This is a genomic window from Sulfitobacter sp., from assembly GCF_039977885.1.
GTDB lineage: Bacteria > Pseudomonadota > Alphaproteobacteria > Rhodobacterales > Rhodobacteraceae > Sulfitobacter.
Map to the genome: position 1 here is coordinate 303,413 of NZ_JBDWCI010000012.1, position 15,199 is coordinate 318,611.

Below are 15,199 nucleotides of genomic sequence, written 5' to 3' on the forward strand. Positions count from 1 at the left end.
ATTTAAGGGGTAGATTCAAGAGATGGCTTCAACGAAAGACAAGGCAGAGTGTGTGAAAACGTGCTGGAGCATTGCTGTCGTTGCGGGCCTTGTCGCTGCCGTCTTGTTTTTCTTCGGGTTTGATTTTGGAGCGGTCAAAGCGATCCTTGTCGGGCTTGTTGTTGCCGTCGGTTGCGGGTTCCTTTTGAGCAAGTTGGCCTGTGAAAACGCGCCAGAGACCTCGTCGGAGGCGCCCGCTAAAGCGGCGACCACTGCGCCCCAAGCGGTGGTGCTTGAAACTGAAGGCGAAGCCGCCAAAGATGCGACTGTTGCGGCAGAAACAGGGACAGCGACGATCGAAATAACACCACAGGTGGCCGTTTCTTCCGAGGGAAATCCCGATTGGGTGTTGGAAGCGCCGCGCCCAGAGGGCAAGGACGATCTAAAGCGGATCAGCGGCGTCGGGCCAAAGCTGGAGGAGACGCTCAATAGCTTGGGCATTTTTCACTTTGACCAAATCGCGGGTTTCCAGCCGGAAGACATCGCGTGGGTCGACGCCCGTGTGCGGTTTAAGGGGCGTATCGCGCGGGACGATTGGATGGGCCAAGCCGCGATTTTGGCAAAAGGTGGAGAGACTGAGTTCTCGACAAAGAAAAAAAGCTGAGTGCAAAGGAGATGTCTGTGACGCATAATGACGACAAACTGTCACGTGACGGACGCCGGCTTGCTCTAGTAAGTGTAGCCGGAGCCTTTGCGTTTATCGGGGTGGAAGCCGCCGGAACCATCCTTGGATGGTCGAACCAGACAATGGGCCTGCTTGAGCTTGGCATTGCTGCCGTGTTCTTGTGGGTCTTTATACAAGCGTATCGACTTTGGCGCGCGCGCCGGTCGGAGAGAGACGGATAACGACTATGTTGCAGGACAAAGACCGGATTTTTACCAACATCTACGGCATGCATGACCGCACGCTGGCTGGCGCACAAAAGCGTGGTCACTGGGACGGGACTGCCGCGATCATCAAAAAGGGCCGCGACTGGATCATCGACGAGATGAAAGCATCAGGCCTGCGCGGCCGTGGTGGCGCGGGTTTCCCGACGGGTCTGAAATGGTCCTTCATGCCCAAGGAATCAGATGGCCGCCCCAGCTATTTGGTCGTGAACGCCGATGAATCAGAGCCGGGTACATGTAAAGACCGCGAGATTATGCGTCACGATCCACACACGCTGATCGAAGGTTGCCTTATCGCCTCATTCGCGATGAATGCAAACGCCTGCTACATCTACATCCGCGGCGAGTACATCCGCGAGAAAGAAGCGCTTCAGGCTGCGATTGACGAGGCCTATGAGGCCGGTCTGGTTGGCAAGAACGCAGCCAAATCCGGCTGGGATTTCGACATTTATCTGCACCACGGGGCAGGGGCCTATATCTGCGGCGAAGAAACAGCTTTGCTGGAATCGCTTGAAGGTAAAAAAGGTATGCCGCGGATGAAGCCGCCGTTTCCTGCAGGGGCGGGTCTTTATGGCTGCCCGACGACAGTGAACAACGTCGAATCTATTGCTGTTGTGCCTACGATCCTGCGTCGTGGCGGCGCATGGTTTGCGGGTTTCGGCCGTCCCAATAACACTGGCACCAAACTGTTTGCGATTTCCGGTCACGTGAACAACCCCTGCGTTGTTGAAGAGGCGATGAGCATCTCCTTTGAAGAGCTCATCGAAAAGCATTGTGGCGGTATTCGCGGTGGTTGGGATAATCTCAAGGCGGTGATCCCGGGTGGTTCATCTGTGCCGATGGTGCCGGGCGCTGCGATGCGCGGCGCGACGATGGATTTCGACTATTTGCGTAATGATCTACAGTCGGGGCTGGGCACCGCAGCGGTGATCGTGATGGATCAGAATACCGATATCATCAAAGCGATCTGGCGTTTGTCCAAGTTCTACAAGCACGAATCCTGTGGCCAATGTACGCCGTGCCGTGAAGGTACCGGTTGGATGATGCGCGTGATGGATCGTCTGGTCAAAGGCGATGCAGAACCCGAAGAAATCGACATGCTGCTGGATGTGACAAAACAGGTCGAAGGTCACACGATTTGCGCCCTTGGTGATGCCGCTGCTTGGCCTATTCAGGGCCTCATTCGGCACTTCCGCGGCGAAATCGAGGACCGGATTGCCCATAAGCGCGGTCGTTCAACGCCGGCAGTCGCAGCTGAATGATTGCACTGCTAACCGAAGCGTTTAATTTCATCGCGATCCCTTTTGTGATCGCGGTGATCCAATGCCTTTTATTCGTTTCGATCCTTGGCAAAGCCGGACTACCGCGATGGACTGCTTTTTTCCCCTTCGTGCCGATTCTGGCGCAGGTCGGGATCTACTATGGCGGAGGATGGATCAGCTTTTACGAAGTATTGGGCCCGATCCCGTTTAGCATAACGCTTTATCCGGTTGTGATGGCTTTGATCTCCTTCATTCCGTTGTTTGTGATCGTATTTTCCCGGTGGCCAGTGGCGGTTCAACGGTAGCGGGGGCGGCAACGTGCCTTGCGAATTTGGCCTGCGTTATTTTGCGGGCTAGGGAATTGGTGATGTTCGGTTTGTTACGCTAGGGGGTGTTATGGGGTTTTTTCGCAATATCTTTGACGGCTTGCTGAGTTTGATCGCATTTGTTCTGACTGTGGTGGCCTTTGGTGCACCTGCTTGGGCGACCCATTCGGCGGTGACCTATGGTCTGGTGAGCGCGTGGATTTACCTGCCGACAGTGGGGATGCTTTACGTCGGTGCCAATCTGGCAATTGCGTTTTTGCGCAAGGCGTTGGATGGCGTATCGCCACTTAGGACGCGCAAGCGGGGATAAGGCAACAAGGACTGGCCCTATGCGCGAAATTGCGTAATAACTGGCCGGATAAATAGATGAGCCGCATGCAAAATTGCGGAGGAGACGGTGATGAAACTTTGGACTGGCCTTGCTCTGTGTGTTGGACTTCTTGCGGGGTGCACGGCCGCAGATGACCGTATCTTGTTTGACGGACAATCCTATCGGGCAAAATTGCGCAAGGTTGACCGGCAGTTTGATACTTTCACAGTAGCGGTAAGCCCTGTGTCGCGCTCGCTTAAGGGCGCACGTGAAGCGGGCAAGCATGAGGCGACGGTATATTGCGTGAGCCAGTTCGGCAGCTCTGATGTGATCTGGACCGCTGGCCCCGATGCGGCAGATGATATGCTTGCGATTTCCGGAGATACGTTGCTTTTGCAAGGTAAATGCCCGGGTGGTAGATAACTAAAGGACAGGCGCAAGATTGCCGGTTTTTATCGTGATATTGGATAACAAAGGATCCCGACACCATATGCATACAGGGGCAAAAGCCCCTATTTGTATTTGAGGAGAATAACATGCGCCAGTTACTTACAGCTCTGAGTGTTCTCGCGGTGTCAGCGGGTAGTGTTTCGGCCAATCCGGCGTTGCGGGATGTCCCGAAGATTGAAAATGCTATTTTCGATGTGTCTGTTGCAGATAAGATCCGCAAGAAATGTGATGACCTTGCACCGCGTATGGCACGGGCACTTTCATTGTATAGCGCAACAAAGCAACATGCGCGGGACCTCGGCTATAGTAACGAAGAGATCGACAGCTATACTAAATCGAAGACCGAGAAATTACGCATTCGCGCAAAACGTGATGCATATTTAAGTGCCCAAGGGGTTGTCCGCGAAGACCCGCAAAGCTATTGCGCAGTAGGGCGCAAGGAAATTCAAAAATCGAGCCGTATTGGTTCATTGCTGAAAGAAAAGTGACAACATGAGCGACATTCGCAAGATCATCATCGACGGTAACGAAGTTGAGGCGGAAGGGGCGATGACGCTCATTCAGGCGTGTGAGCAGGCGGGCGTGGAAGTGCCGCGTTTCTGCTACCACGAACGTCTGACGATTGCTGGCAACTGCCGGATGTGTCTTGTGGAAGTGGTAGGCGGCCCGCCCAAACCTGCGGCAAGCTGTGCGATGCAGGTCAAGGATCTGCGCCCTGGTCCCGAAGGCCAGCCGCCTGTTGTTAAAACCAACAGCCCCATGGTTAAGAAAGCCCGTGAGGGCGTAATGGAATTCCTGCTGATCAACCACCCGTTGGATTGCCCGATCTGCGATCAGGGTGGCGAATGTGATTTGCAGGATCAGGCCATGGCCTACGGCGTTGATTTCTCGCGCTACCGCGAGCCAAAGCGCGCCACCGAAGATCTGGACCTTGGTCCGCTTGTCGAAACTCATATGACACGCTGTATTTCGTGTACACGCTGCGTGCGATTCACCACTGAGGTGGCAGGCATCACACAGATGGGCCAGACGGGCCGCGGTGAGGATGCCGAGATTACAGCCTATTTGGGGGAAACCCTCGATAGTAACATGCAGGGCAACATCATTGATCTGTGCCCCGTTGGTGCGCTGGTGTCCAAACCTTACGCGTTTACGGCACGCCCTTGGGAGCTCACCAAAACTGAGTCGATTGATGTGATGGATGCGCTTGGGTCAAACATTCGGGTGGATACCAAAGGCCGCGAAGTGATGCGCTTTTTGCCGCGCAACCATGACGGCGTGAACGAAGAGTGGATTTCCGATAAGACCCGTTTTGTATGGGATGGTCTGCGCAAGCAGCGTCTTGATACGCCGTATATCCGTGAAAACGGCAAGCTGCGCAAAGCCGACTGGCCCGAAGCGCTGGCCGCTGCGGCAGCCGCGATGAAGGGCAAGAAGCTGGGCGGTCTGATCGGTGATCTTGTGTCGACCGAATCTGCATTTGCGCTGAAGGCATTGATCGAAGGGCAGGGCGGTGTTGTTGAATGTCGCACCGATGGTGCCAAGCTGCCTGCGGGGAACCGGTCGGGCTATGTTGGTACAGCCAGCATTGAAGATATTGATACGGCCGAAGGCATCATGCTGGTCGGCACGAATCCGGCTGTTGAGGCACCTGTATTGAATGCGCGTCTGCGCAAAGCATGGGCACGCGGTGCGGATATCCATGCGATAGGTCCGATGGTTGATCTGACCTATCCTGTTGACCATATGGGCGATAACCTTGACCTGATGGACGAGTTGATGACGCGGGATCATTCTGAGATCGCGGAAAAACCGTCGTTGATTGTCGTCGGCATGGGGGCATTGGCCCGTGAAGATGGTGAAGCCGTCCTTGCCGCTGCCATGAAGCTGAGCGAGTTGACGAAATCCAAATTGTTGGTACTGCACACCGCCGCGGGCCGTGTAGGCGCGATGGATGTGGGGGCAACGGCCGAGGGTGGAATTTCTGATGTCCTAGCGGCTGAGGTTATCTTTAACCTCGGTGCCGACGAGGGTGACATCCCGGCAGGGCCATTTGTGATCTATCAAGGCAGCCATGGTGACCGTGGTGCGCACCGTGCCGATATCATTCTGCCAGCGGCCGCCTATACCGAAGAGGGCGGACTGTTTGTGAACACAGAAGGTCGTCCGCAGCTTGCTCAGCGTGCAGGATTCGCGCCGGGTCAGGCCAAGGAAAACTGGGCCATTCTTCGTGCATTAAGTGCCGAACTGGATGCGGCACTGCCGTTTGATTCGCTGGCCGCATTGCGTCAGGCTTTGGTTAAGGCGCACCCGGCTTTGGCGAAGGTAGATCAGGTGATTGAAAACGCATGGGAGCCCGTAGCACTTGGTAAAATTGGCACGGCACCGGTTTCCTACGTAATCGCCGACTTCTACCTCAGTAACCCTATCGCGCGTGCGTCTAGCTTGATGGCTGAACTTTCTGCCAATGCAAAAGCGCGCCGCACCGAGGCGATGGCGGCAGAGTGAAATACATGGCTGCTATAGCGCTTTTGGCGCTGGCTGCCTGTGCGCCTGCGAGCCCCACAGCTGAGGATTTCATCCCTGAATACAAAGGGGTAGAAACGGCTTTGCTGGATGGTGATCTGGTGCAGTTTAACGTTGCAATGACAAAGGCTATGGTACCTGAAAACGTCGCTGCCTATGCTGAATGTGCTGCAGCGCAGTATACTCTGATACGTGGCTACGGATTTGCACGTCATGTTAGGACAAATGTGGCAATTGAGGGTGGCGTTTGGCGGGCTGATGCTGTTTACACAATCTCGCCGAGCCTGCCCAAAGGCTTGAAGACTATTGATGCTGAAGTTGTCACGGAAAACTGCCGTGACAAAGGCATACCGACGGTGTGAGGACCTATGGCTGACTTCTTTTTCAACACCACCCTGGGGATGATCCTGCTGATTATCGGCCAGATTTTCTTGGTGGTCATACCGCTCCTGCTGGCGCTGGCCTTTCTGATGTATTTGGATCGCAAGATCTGGGCATCGGTTCAGCTGCGGCGCGGCCCGAACGTGGTGGGCATTTATGGCCTGCTGCAATCTTTTGCGGATTTCGGCAAATACATCGTCAAAGAGATTGTGGTGCCTGCTGGTGCGGACCGTCCGGTGTTCTTCCTCGCTCCGATGGTGAGCTTGGTCATGGCGCTGGTCGCGTGGGCGGTGATCCCGTTCAATGACGGTTGGGTGCTCTCGGATATCAACGTGGCGATCTTGTTTGTCTTTGCGGTCTCATCGCTTGAAGTTTACGGCGTGATCATGGGGGGCTGGGCGTCGAACTCGAAATACCCGTTCCTCGGGTCATTGCGCTCTGCGGCGCAGATGATTTCTTATGAAGTCTCGATCGGCCTGATTATCATCGGTGTGATTATTTCCACCGGCTCCATGAACTTTAGCGGCATCGTCGGAGCCCAAGACAGCAGCTATGGTTTGCTGAGCTGGTACTGGCTGCCGCATTTCCCGATGCTGATCCTCTTCTTCATCTCTGCCTTGGCCGAGACAAACCGCCCGCCATTCGACCTTCCCGAAGCGGAATCAGAATTGGTGGCCGGTTATCAGGTTGAATATTCCTCCACGCCATTCCTGCTCTTCATGATCGGTGAGCTGGTGGCCGTGGTCCTGATGTGCGCCTTGATCTCGCTGATGTTTTTTGGCGGCTGGTTGTCCCCGATCCCGGGCTTGCCAGATGGCATCTTCTGGATGATCGCCAAAATGGGCCTCGTCTTCTTCTTCTTCTCGCTGATCAAAGCGATCACACCGCGCTACCGCTACGACCAACTGATGCGTCTGGGTTGGAAAGTCTTCCTGCCGTTCTCGCTCTTCTGGGTGGTGTTCGTAGCATTCGCGGCAAAATTTGAATGGTTCTGGGGCATCTACGCCCGCTATACGGTAGGAGGCTGATATGACGGACTACACACGCCACGCCAAATACTTCCTGCTGCAGGATTTCTATCAAGGCATGAAGCTGGGCATCAAATATATGTTCAAGCCAAAGGCAACGATCAACTACCCGCATGAGAAGGGGCCTTTGTCCCCGCGTTTCCGCGGTGAGCACGCGCTGCGCCGTTATGCCAACGGCGAAGAGCGTTGCATCGCCTGTAAACTTTGCGAGGCTGTTTGCCCTGCACAGGCGATCACCATTGATGCCGAACCACGTGAAGACGGCAGCCGCCGGACCACGCGCTATGACATCGACATGACCAAATGCATCTACTGCGGTTTCTGTCAGGAAGCCTGCCCGGTGGACGCGATTGTTGAAGGTCCGAACTTCGAATTCTCGACCGAGACCCGCGAAGAGCTTTACTACGACAAGTCCAAGTTGTTGGAAAATGGCGACCGTTGGGAAGCCGAGATTGCCCGTAATCTAGAAATGGACGCGCCCTACCGATGACACTCAAGGCCACCCAGTCAGGCAGCCAGAAACAAGACAGCGTTTTTTCAGCGCTGTCGGGGTGTGCGGTATGACTGATAAAAACCCATGGGAAGACATGATGCGTCAAGCGCAGGAAATGGCTAAGGCTTTTCCGGCGATGGATGCGTTTTCACCAAAGGGTTTTGAGGCGATGATGGGTGTATTGCCCAAAGACATGATGGAAGCGTTCTTTGGCAATAAAATGAACCCCGACGGATTGGACGCCAAAACACGGCTGCTTTTGACGCTTGCCGGATTGGTAATGCAGGGCGCGCAAAACGAAGTGGCTGTGCGCCAGACGGTCCGTCACGCGGTCGAATCCGGCGCGCATAAACAACAAATTATCGAGACAATTGGCCAGATGTCAGCTTTTGCTGGCATCCCTGCGATGCAGCGTGCAATGACGCTGGCGCAAGAGGTCTTGGATGATGACAGACAGGAAGGTGACGCATGAGCGTTTTTGCATTTTATCTGTTCGCGATCTGCGTGATCGCAGGCGGGCTGTTCACGGTGATAAGCCGTAATCCGGTGCACTCGGTGCTTTGGTTGATCCTTTCATTTCTGTCGGCGGCGGGGCTTTTCGTGCTGCTGGGGGCTGAATTCGTCGCGATGTTGCTGATCATTGTATATGTCGGCGCGGTCGCGGTTTTGTTCCTGTTTGTGGTGATGATGCTGGATGTCGATTTTGCCGAACTGAAGGCGGAGATGGCCAAATACATGCCACTGGCTTTGCTCATCGGATTGGTGATCTTGATGCAATTCATCATGGCCTACGGTGCGTGGGATGCCAACGCCGCGGCTGAAGGGTTGCGCGCGCAGGTGATCACCTCGGATGTGAGCAACACAGCCGCACTCGGGTTGGTTCTATATGATGAATACTTCCTTCTGTTCCAACTGTCGGCATTGATCCTTCTGGTTGCTATGATCGGTGCGATTGCATTGACCCTGCGCCACCGCTCGGATGTGAAACGTCAGGATGTTGTTGCCCAGATGATGCGTGATCCGGCCAAGGCCATGGACCTGCATGATGTGAAGCCGGGGCAGGGGCTTTAAACGAATGATCTGGCGCGCCAACCCGCGCCGGGTTTCTAAACACCGGACCGTTTCCGTAACCGGAGGCGGGATATTCCGGGAGATACTAAAGGATGGATGCTGATGTCTCGCAACATGCTGGTCGCTCTTATTGTGGTGCTGATCATTGTGCTTGGCGGCTTTAGCTTCTTGTGAAATACGCAGCGCCAAACAACCTTTGGCGTTGAATGACAGTCCCCCGAACGGGGGAGAAACTGAGGGACGACCATGATCGGACTGGAACATTACCTGACAGTGGCGGCGACGCTGTTTGTCATTGGAATCTTTGGGCTTTTCCTGAATCGCAAGAACATCATTATCTTGCTGATGAGCATCGAGTTGATGTTGCTCGCGGTAAATATCAATCTGGTGTCCTTCTCGAGCTATCTGGGCGATCTGGTCGGGCAGGTGTTTACCTTATTTGTCCTGACAGTTGCTGCTGCCGAGGCTGCGATTGGTCTGGCCATTCTGGTCTGTTTCTTCCGGAACCGCGGCACGATTGCTGTGGAAGACGTCAACGTGATGAAGGGCTGAGGACATGGAAATTACGCTCCTCTTTGCACCGCTGGTAGGTGCTTTGATCTGTGGCTTTGGCTGGAAATTCATTGGCGAAACGGCGGCATGCTGGATCGCTACGGGCGGCTTGTTCCTTTCTGCTTTGCTGAGCTGGATCGTCTTCCTGTCCTTTGACGGTACGACCGAGACACTCCCGATTTTGCGGTTTATCGAAAGCGGCAGCCTAAGCACAGATTGGGCAATCCGTCTGGACCGTTTGACCGCGATCATGCTGATCGTGATCACCACAGTGTCCAGCCTCGTCCATCTGTATTCCTTTGGCTACATGGCTCACGATGATCACTTTGATGACGGGGTCAGCTATAAGCCGCGCTTCTTTGCTTATCTGTCGTTCTTTACCTTTGCGATGTTGATGCTGGTGACTTCTGACAACCTGGTGCAGATGTTCTTTGGTTGGGAAGGTGTGGGCGTTGCGTCATATCTGTTGATTGGCTTCTACTATAAAAAGCCTTCCGCTAATGCTGCCGCGATGAAAGCCTTTGTGGTGAACCGTGTCGGTGACTTTGGTTTTGCACTTGGTATTTTTGGTCTTTTCTTGCTGACCGACAGCATCAACTTTAGCGATATCTTTGCGCTGACGCCGGAATTGGCCGAGACAACAGTCCACTTCCTTTGGGCGGACTGGAATGCGGCCAACCTGATTGCCTTCCTTCTGTTCATCGGTGCAATGGGTAAATCGGCGCAGCTGTTCCTGCACACTTGGCTGCCCGACGCGATGGAAGGTCCGACACCTGTGTCGGCGCTTATTCACGCAGCGACGATGGTTACTGCGGGTGTCTTCCTTGTTTGCCGCATGTCGCCATTGATGGAGTTCGCACCCGAAGCTATGTCCTTTGTAACCTTCCTTGGCGCGACGACAGCCTTTGTCGCCGCTACAATCGGTCTGGTTCAGAATGACATCAAACGCGTCATTGCCTATTCAACCATGTCCCAGCTGGGGTATATGTTCGTGGCTGCCGGCGTTGGTATGTATTCTGCGGCGATGTTCCACCTGCTGACGCACGCTTTCTTTAAGGCGATGCTATTCTTGGGGGCCGGTTCGGTAATCCATGCGATGCACCATGAGCAAGACATGCGGAACTATGGCGCTTTGCGTAAAAAGATCCCCTATACCTTCTGGGCAATGATGATCGGCACATTGGCGATTACCGGTGTTGGCATTCCGTTGACCCATATCGGCTTTGCTGGCTTCTTGTCGAAGGATGCCATCATCGAGAGCGCCTTTGGTGCGGGTACGATGTATGGTTTCTGGATGCTGGTCATCGCCGCTGCCTTCACTAGCTTCTACTCATGGCGCCTGATGTTCCTGACATTCTACGGCAAGCCGCGCGGCGACAAGCATACCCATGATCACGCACATGAATCGCCAATGGTTATGTTGGTACCTTTGGGTGTGCTGGCTTTGGGTGCCGTGTTCTCGGGGATGGTGTTCTATAACTCCTTCTTTGGCCACACCGACAAAATCGCGGACTTCTATGGTATTCCTTATGCCGAAGCCGGAGCACATGGCGAAGCCCATGTTGATGGTGCCGAAACCGGCCATGGCGATAGCCATGACAATGAACATGGCGATGCCGAGCATCACTATGCCTTCGCGGGTCAGCCGGGGGAGGGTGCGCTGTATATCGCGCCAGACAATACCGTGCTTGACGATGCGCATGCGGTGCCTTCCTGGGTGAAAACCTCGCCATTCATTGCAATGGTATCCGGTTTCCTCATGGCGTGGCTCTTTTATATCAAAGATCCATCGTTACCGGGACGGCTGGCTGCGCAGCAGAAGTATCTGTACAACTTCCTGCTCAACAAATGGTACTTTGACGAGCTTTACAATTTTATCTTTGTACAGCCTGCCAAAGCGATCGGCCGCTTTTTGTGGAAACGCGGCGATGGCGCGGTGATTGATGGCGGTCTGAACGGTCTGGCCATGGGCATCGTACCCTTCTTCACACGCCTCGCTGGGAAAATGCAGTCTGGCTATATCTTTACCTATGCCTTTGCCATGGTGATCGGGATTGCGGTTCTGGTGACATGGATGACGATGACCGGAGGAGCGAACTGATGGAAGCCAATCTATTGTCCATCGTCACATTTATGCCCGCCTTTGCCGCGCTGATCCTTGCCGTATTCTTGCGCGGAGAAGATGAAGCAGCACAGCGTAATGCCAAATGGCTGGCCATGGTGACTACGTCTATTACGTTCCTGATCTCATTGTTTGTCTTGGCCGAGTTCGACTCTTCCAACACCGGTTTTCAGTTGTTGGTCGAAAAAGAATGGTTGCTGGGCCTGAACTATCGTTTGGGTGTTGATGGCATCTCGGTACTGTTTGTGATGTTGACGACCTTCATGATGCCACTGGTGATTGCCGCATCCTGGGATGTTAAGCACCGCGTCAAAGAATATATGGTCGCTTTCCTGATCCTTGAGACATTGATGATCGGGGTGTTTGTATCGCTTGATCTGATCCTCTTTTATCTGTTCTTCGAAGCGAGCCTTATCCCGATGTTCCTGATCATCGGTATCTGGGGCGGTGCAAACCGCATCTATGCGAGCTTCAAGTTCTTCCTCTATACCTTCTTCGGCTCGGTTCTGATGCTTGTTGCGATGGTTGCTATGTTTGCGGATGCAGGCACCACCTGTATCGGGGGCTGTGACGTAAGCCTGCTGACCCACAGCTTCAGCGCGGGCAATTTCGAAATCATGGGCATTCAGATCGTCGGCGGGATGCAGACACTGATGTTCCTTGCTTTCTTTGCCAGCTTTGCGGTGAAAATGCCGATGTGGCCAGTCCACACATGGCTGCCCGATGCGCACGTTCAGGCTCCGACAGCCGGTTCTGTCGTACTCGCGGCGATCCTGCTTAAAATGGGCGGCTACGGCTTCTTGCGGTTCTCGCTGCCGATGTTCCCCATTGGTGCCGAAGTGGTCGGGCCGTTGATTTTGTGGATGTCCGCAATCGCGATCGTCTACACATCGCTTGTGGCACTTGTTCAAGAAGACATGAAAAAGCTCATCGCCTATTCATCTGTGGCCCACATGGGGTTTGTGACCATGGGGATCTTCTCGGCCAACCAGCAGGGGCTGGATGGAGCGATCTTCCAGATGATCAGCCACGGGTTTATCTCGGGTGCGTTGTTCCTTGCAGTCGGCGTTATCTATGACCGGATGCACACCCGTGAAATCGACGCCTATGGCGGGCTTGTGAACCGTATGCCGGTCTATGCGCTGCTGTTTATGTTGTTCACTATGGCGAACGTCGGTCTTCCCGGGACTTCCGGCTTTGTCGGGGAATTCCTGACGCTGATGGCGGTGTTCCAGGTCAACACTTGGGTGGCCACAGTGGCAACAACCGGTGTTATCTTCTCGGCGGCCTATGCCTTGTGGTTGTACCGCCGTGTGGTGATGGGCGATCTGATCAAGGAAAGCCTGAAGGCGATCACAGATATGACCGCCCGCGAGAAATGGACTTTTGCGCCGCTGGTGGTGATGACCCTGCTGTTGGGGATCTATCCTGCACTGATCCTTGATGTGATCGGGCCCAGCGTATCCGCATTGGTTCAACAATATGACACGGCCGTGGCCGCAGCTCAGGCTGTGACCGACACTGCCGCAGCCCATAATTGAGGCGAGAGACATGAGTAACGATATCCTTCAGATCCTGCCCGAGATTATTCTGGCGCTCTTTGCGATTGCCGGCCTTATGGCAGGTGCCTATTGCGGAAAGGACGCCATCGCGCGGCCGCTGCTTTGGGCGACAACGGCGGTGCTGCTTGTAGTTGCTGTGCTGGTCGCGGGTAGCGGAAGCACGACGCACGAAGCTTTCAATGGCATGTTCATCAATGACGGCTTTGCCCGGTTTGCAAAAGTCGCCATTCTTGTCTCGGCTGCCTGTGTCTTGATCATGTCAGAAGGCTATATGAGAACACGGGATTTGCTGCGGTTCGAATATCCTATTCTGGTAGCGCTTAGCGCGGTCGGTATGATGGTGATGGTCAGCGCCGGTGATTTGATGGCGCTGTATATGGGGCTGGAGCTGCAGTCGCTGGCGCTTTATGTTGTGGCCTCCTTGCGCCGTGACAGTGTGAAATCAACCGAAGCGGGCCTGAAGTATTTTGTACTCGGCGCATTGTCCTCGGGTTTGCTTCTCTACGGTGCATCCCTGGTTTACGGCTATTCAGGCACCACGCTGTTCTCTGGCATCATCACAACGGCTGAGGGCGGACAGACCTCTGTTGGCTTGCTCTTCGGGATCGTGTTCCTGATTTCGGGCATGGCGTTTAAAGTATCGGCTGTCCCTTTCCATATGTGGACACCCGACGTGTATGAGGGCTCTCCAACGCCGGTTACCGCCTTCTTTGCGACAGCCCCAAAGGTCGCTGCGATGGCGCTGTTTGCCCGTGTGCTGCATGACGCCTTCGGCAATGCAGTCAGCGACTGGAGCCAGATCATCGCGTTGTTGTCATTGCTGTCGATGTTTCTGGGTTCTATTGCTGCGATTGGCCAAACCAATATCAAACGCTTGATGGCCTTTTCCTCCATTGCCCACATGGGCTATGCGCTGATGGGCCTGGCGGCTGGCACGGTATTTGGCGTGCAGGCCTTGCTGATCTACATGGCAATTTACGTGACCATGAACATCGGTGTGTTTGCCTTCATCTTGCTGATGGAAAAAGACGGTGCACCGGTCACGGACATCAGAGCGTTGAATATGTATTCCAAATCCCACCCCGGTCGTGCGCTGGCGGTGCTGGCCCTGATGTTCAGCCTTGCAGGTGTACCGCCGTTCCTCGGCTTCTTTGGTAAGCTCTACGTTCTGCGGGCTGCCTTTGAAGGTGGGTTGGCTTGGCTGGCAATCGCAGGTGTGATTGCTTCGGTAATCGGCGCTTACTACTATCTGCGGATCGTGTTCTTCATGTACTTTGGTAGCGACCAAGGTGAGGCGTTGGACAAGAACCGTGGTGGTGTTCTGGGCGCGTTCCTGGTTGCTTCGGCTGTGATCATGCTTGTCGCTATCGTCAACATGTTCGGTATTGAAGGGGCGGCGGCATCTGCGGCGGCCACGCTAGTTCAATAGCATCTGCTGTGGGTGGCTGGCCGCAAGGATATGCGCGGCAGGTCTTTGACACGTTGGATTCGACCTTGTCAGAGGCCGCGCGTATAGCCCCGACATTAACAGGGCCGACGTGGATACTCGCCATAGAGCAGACAGCCGCAAGGGGCAGGCGAGGGCGGACATGGTCCACGCCGCGCGGCAATTTTGCCGGCACCCTCATCATGCACCGAAAGGGAACAGCAGCAGATGCTGCTTTGCGCAGCTTTGTGGCAAGCCTTGCCCTTAGAGATGCATTTGTTGCTGTGACAGGTATGGCCGATGCCTTTGCGTTGAAGTGGCCGAATGATGTGCTGTTGTTTGGCGGTAAGGTTGCAGGGATTTTGTTGGAAGCCGTGGGACCGCATCTGGTGATCGGTATCGGTGTCAATTTGGTCCATGCACCAAACCCCGCACAGATCGAAGCCGGGGCGGTCACGCCCGTAAGCCTTGCCGGGGCTTTGGGTGTCAATGTGCCGCCAGAGGCGTTTCTGGATGCGCTGGCCTTGGCCTATGACTATTGGGAAGTTCAATTTAACACTTACGGTTTTGCGCCGGTACGCAGTGCGTGGCTTGCCCATGCGGCCCGCATAGGTGAGGTTGTCACAGCGCGCACTATGCGCGACGAGACAGTAGGCGTTTTTGAGGATGTGGATACGGCCGGAAATCTGGTGCTGCGGACGCCCAAAGGTCCCGTCGCGATCACAGCGGCTGACGTCTATTTTTAAAAGATAGGAGGGCGCGC

The 15,199-nt window shown here is 54.7% G+C and carries 18 protein-coding genes; all 18 read left to right on the forward strand.

Going from position 1 to position 15,199, the window contains the following annotated elements; translation table 11 throughout:
• Window positions 1–52 precede the first annotated feature (52 nt).
• The 18 genes from ABJM03_RS09820 (at window position 53) to ABJM03_RS09905 (ending at window position 15,182) form a co-directional block, all read left to right on the forward strand.
• Window positions 53–643: a hypothetical protein gene (locus tag ABJM03_RS09820; RefSeq protein WP_348417209.1), complete on the forward strand. Its 591-nt coding sequence runs from the start codon at window positions 53–55 to the stop codon at window positions 641–643.
• Between the two features lie 17 nt (window positions 644–660).
• The gene (locus ABJM03_RS09825) at window positions 661–885 is read left to right on the forward strand and encodes a DUF5337 family protein (protein WP_348417210.1); all 225 of its coding nucleotides are present in this window, start codon (window positions 661–663) and stop codon (window positions 883–885) included.
• A 5-nt stretch (window positions 886–890) separates the two neighbouring features.
• On the forward strand, window positions 891–2,189 hold the full coding sequence (gene nuoF / locus ABJM03_RS09830) for an NADH-quinone oxidoreductase subunit NuoF (RefSeq protein WP_348417211.1): 1,299 nt from the start codon (window positions 891–893) through the stop codon (window positions 2,187–2,189).
• Window positions 2,186–2,494: a hypothetical protein gene (locus tag ABJM03_RS09835; protein ID WP_348417212.1), complete on the forward strand. Its 309-nt coding sequence runs from the start codon at window positions 2,186–2,188 to the stop codon at window positions 2,492–2,494. Before nuoF ends, ABJM03_RS09835 begins: the two co-directional genes overlap by 4 nt.
• 91 nt (window positions 2,495–2,585) lie before the next feature.
• A complete protein-coding gene (locus ABJM03_RS09840) occupies window positions 2,586–2,825 on the forward strand; it encodes a hypothetical protein (protein WP_348417213.1) in 240 nt (79 codons plus the stop codon).
• Between the two features lie 90 nt (window positions 2,826–2,915).
• Entirely contained in the window at window positions 2,916–3,248 is a 333-nt protein-coding gene (locus ABJM03_RS09845) for a hypothetical protein (RefSeq protein WP_348417214.1), read from the forward strand.
• Between the two features lie 113 nt (window positions 3,249–3,361).
• Window positions 3,362–3,763, forward strand: coding sequence for a DUF5333 domain-containing protein (locus ABJM03_RS09850; protein WP_348417215.1), 402 nt, complete (start codon window positions 3,362–3,364; stop codon window positions 3,761–3,763).
• Between the two features lie 4 nt (window positions 3,764–3,767).
• On the forward strand, window positions 3,768–5,783 hold the full coding sequence (gene nuoG / locus ABJM03_RS09855) for an NADH-quinone oxidoreductase subunit NuoG (RefSeq protein ID WP_348417216.1): 2,016 nt from the start codon (window positions 3,768–3,770) through the stop codon (window positions 5,781–5,783).
• A gap of 5 nt (window positions 5,784–5,788) precedes the next feature.
• Window positions 5,789–6,163: a hypothetical protein gene (locus tag ABJM03_RS09860; RefSeq protein ID WP_348417217.1), complete on the forward strand. Its 375-nt coding sequence runs from the start codon at window positions 5,789–5,791 to the stop codon at window positions 6,161–6,163.
• 6 nt (window positions 6,164–6,169) lie between these two features.
• Complete coding sequence (gene nuoH / locus ABJM03_RS09865) at window positions 6,170–7,210, forward strand: NADH-quinone oxidoreductase subunit NuoH (protein ID WP_348417218.1); 1,041 nt, start codon at window positions 6,170–6,172, stop codon at window positions 7,208–7,210.
• Between the two features lies 1 nt (window position 7,211).
• The gene (gene nuoI, locus ABJM03_RS09870; protein WP_335752377.1) at window positions 7,212–7,700 is read left to right on the forward strand and encodes an NADH-quinone oxidoreductase subunit NuoI; all 489 of its coding nucleotides are present in this window, start codon (window positions 7,212–7,214) and stop codon (window positions 7,698–7,700) included.
• A 70-nt stretch (window positions 7,701–7,770) separates the two neighbouring features.
• On the forward strand, window positions 7,771–8,175 hold the full coding sequence (locus ABJM03_RS09875) for a carboxymuconolactone decarboxylase family protein (protein ID WP_348417219.1): 405 nt from the start codon (window positions 7,771–7,773) through the stop codon (window positions 8,173–8,175).
• Window positions 8,172–8,774: an NADH-quinone oxidoreductase subunit J gene (locus ABJM03_RS09880; RefSeq protein ID WP_348417220.1), complete on the forward strand. Its 603-nt coding sequence runs from the start codon at window positions 8,172–8,174 to the stop codon at window positions 8,772–8,774. The genes ABJM03_RS09875 and ABJM03_RS09880 overlap by 4 nt, the downstream gene beginning before the upstream one ends.
• Window positions 8,775–9,020: 246 nt before the next feature.
• Window positions 9,021–9,326 carry an NADH-quinone oxidoreductase subunit NuoK gene (gene nuoK, locus ABJM03_RS09885; protein ID WP_348417221.1) on the forward strand — a complete coding sequence of 102 codons (306 nt, stop codon included), beginning with the start codon at window positions 9,021–9,023 and terminating at the stop codon, window positions 9,324–9,326.
• Between the two features lie 4 nt (window positions 9,327–9,330).
• Window positions 9,331–11,427 carry an NADH-quinone oxidoreductase subunit L gene (gene nuoL / locus ABJM03_RS09890; RefSeq protein ID WP_348417222.1) on the forward strand — a complete coding sequence of 699 codons (2,097 nt, stop codon included), beginning with the start codon at window positions 9,331–9,333 and terminating at the stop codon, window positions 11,425–11,427.
• A complete protein-coding gene (locus ABJM03_RS09895; protein ID WP_348417223.1) occupies window positions 11,427–12,989 on the forward strand; it encodes an NADH-quinone oxidoreductase subunit M in 1,563 nt (520 codons plus the stop codon). The genes nuoL and ABJM03_RS09895 overlap by 1 nt, the downstream gene beginning before the upstream one ends.
• A 10-nt stretch (window positions 12,990–12,999) precedes the next feature.
• Window positions 13,000–14,439 (forward strand): NADH-quinone oxidoreductase subunit NuoN, encoded by a 1,440-nt coding sequence (gene nuoN, locus ABJM03_RS09900; protein WP_348417224.1) that lies wholly within the window; start codon window positions 13,000–13,002, stop codon window positions 14,437–14,439.
• Window positions 14,440–14,447: 8 nt separating this feature from the next.
• A complete protein-coding gene (locus ABJM03_RS09905) occupies window positions 14,448–15,182 on the forward strand; it encodes a biotin--[acetyl-CoA-carboxylase] ligase (protein ID WP_348417225.1) in 735 nt (244 codons plus the stop codon).
• The last annotated feature ends 17 nt before the right edge of the window (window positions 15,183–15,199 follow it).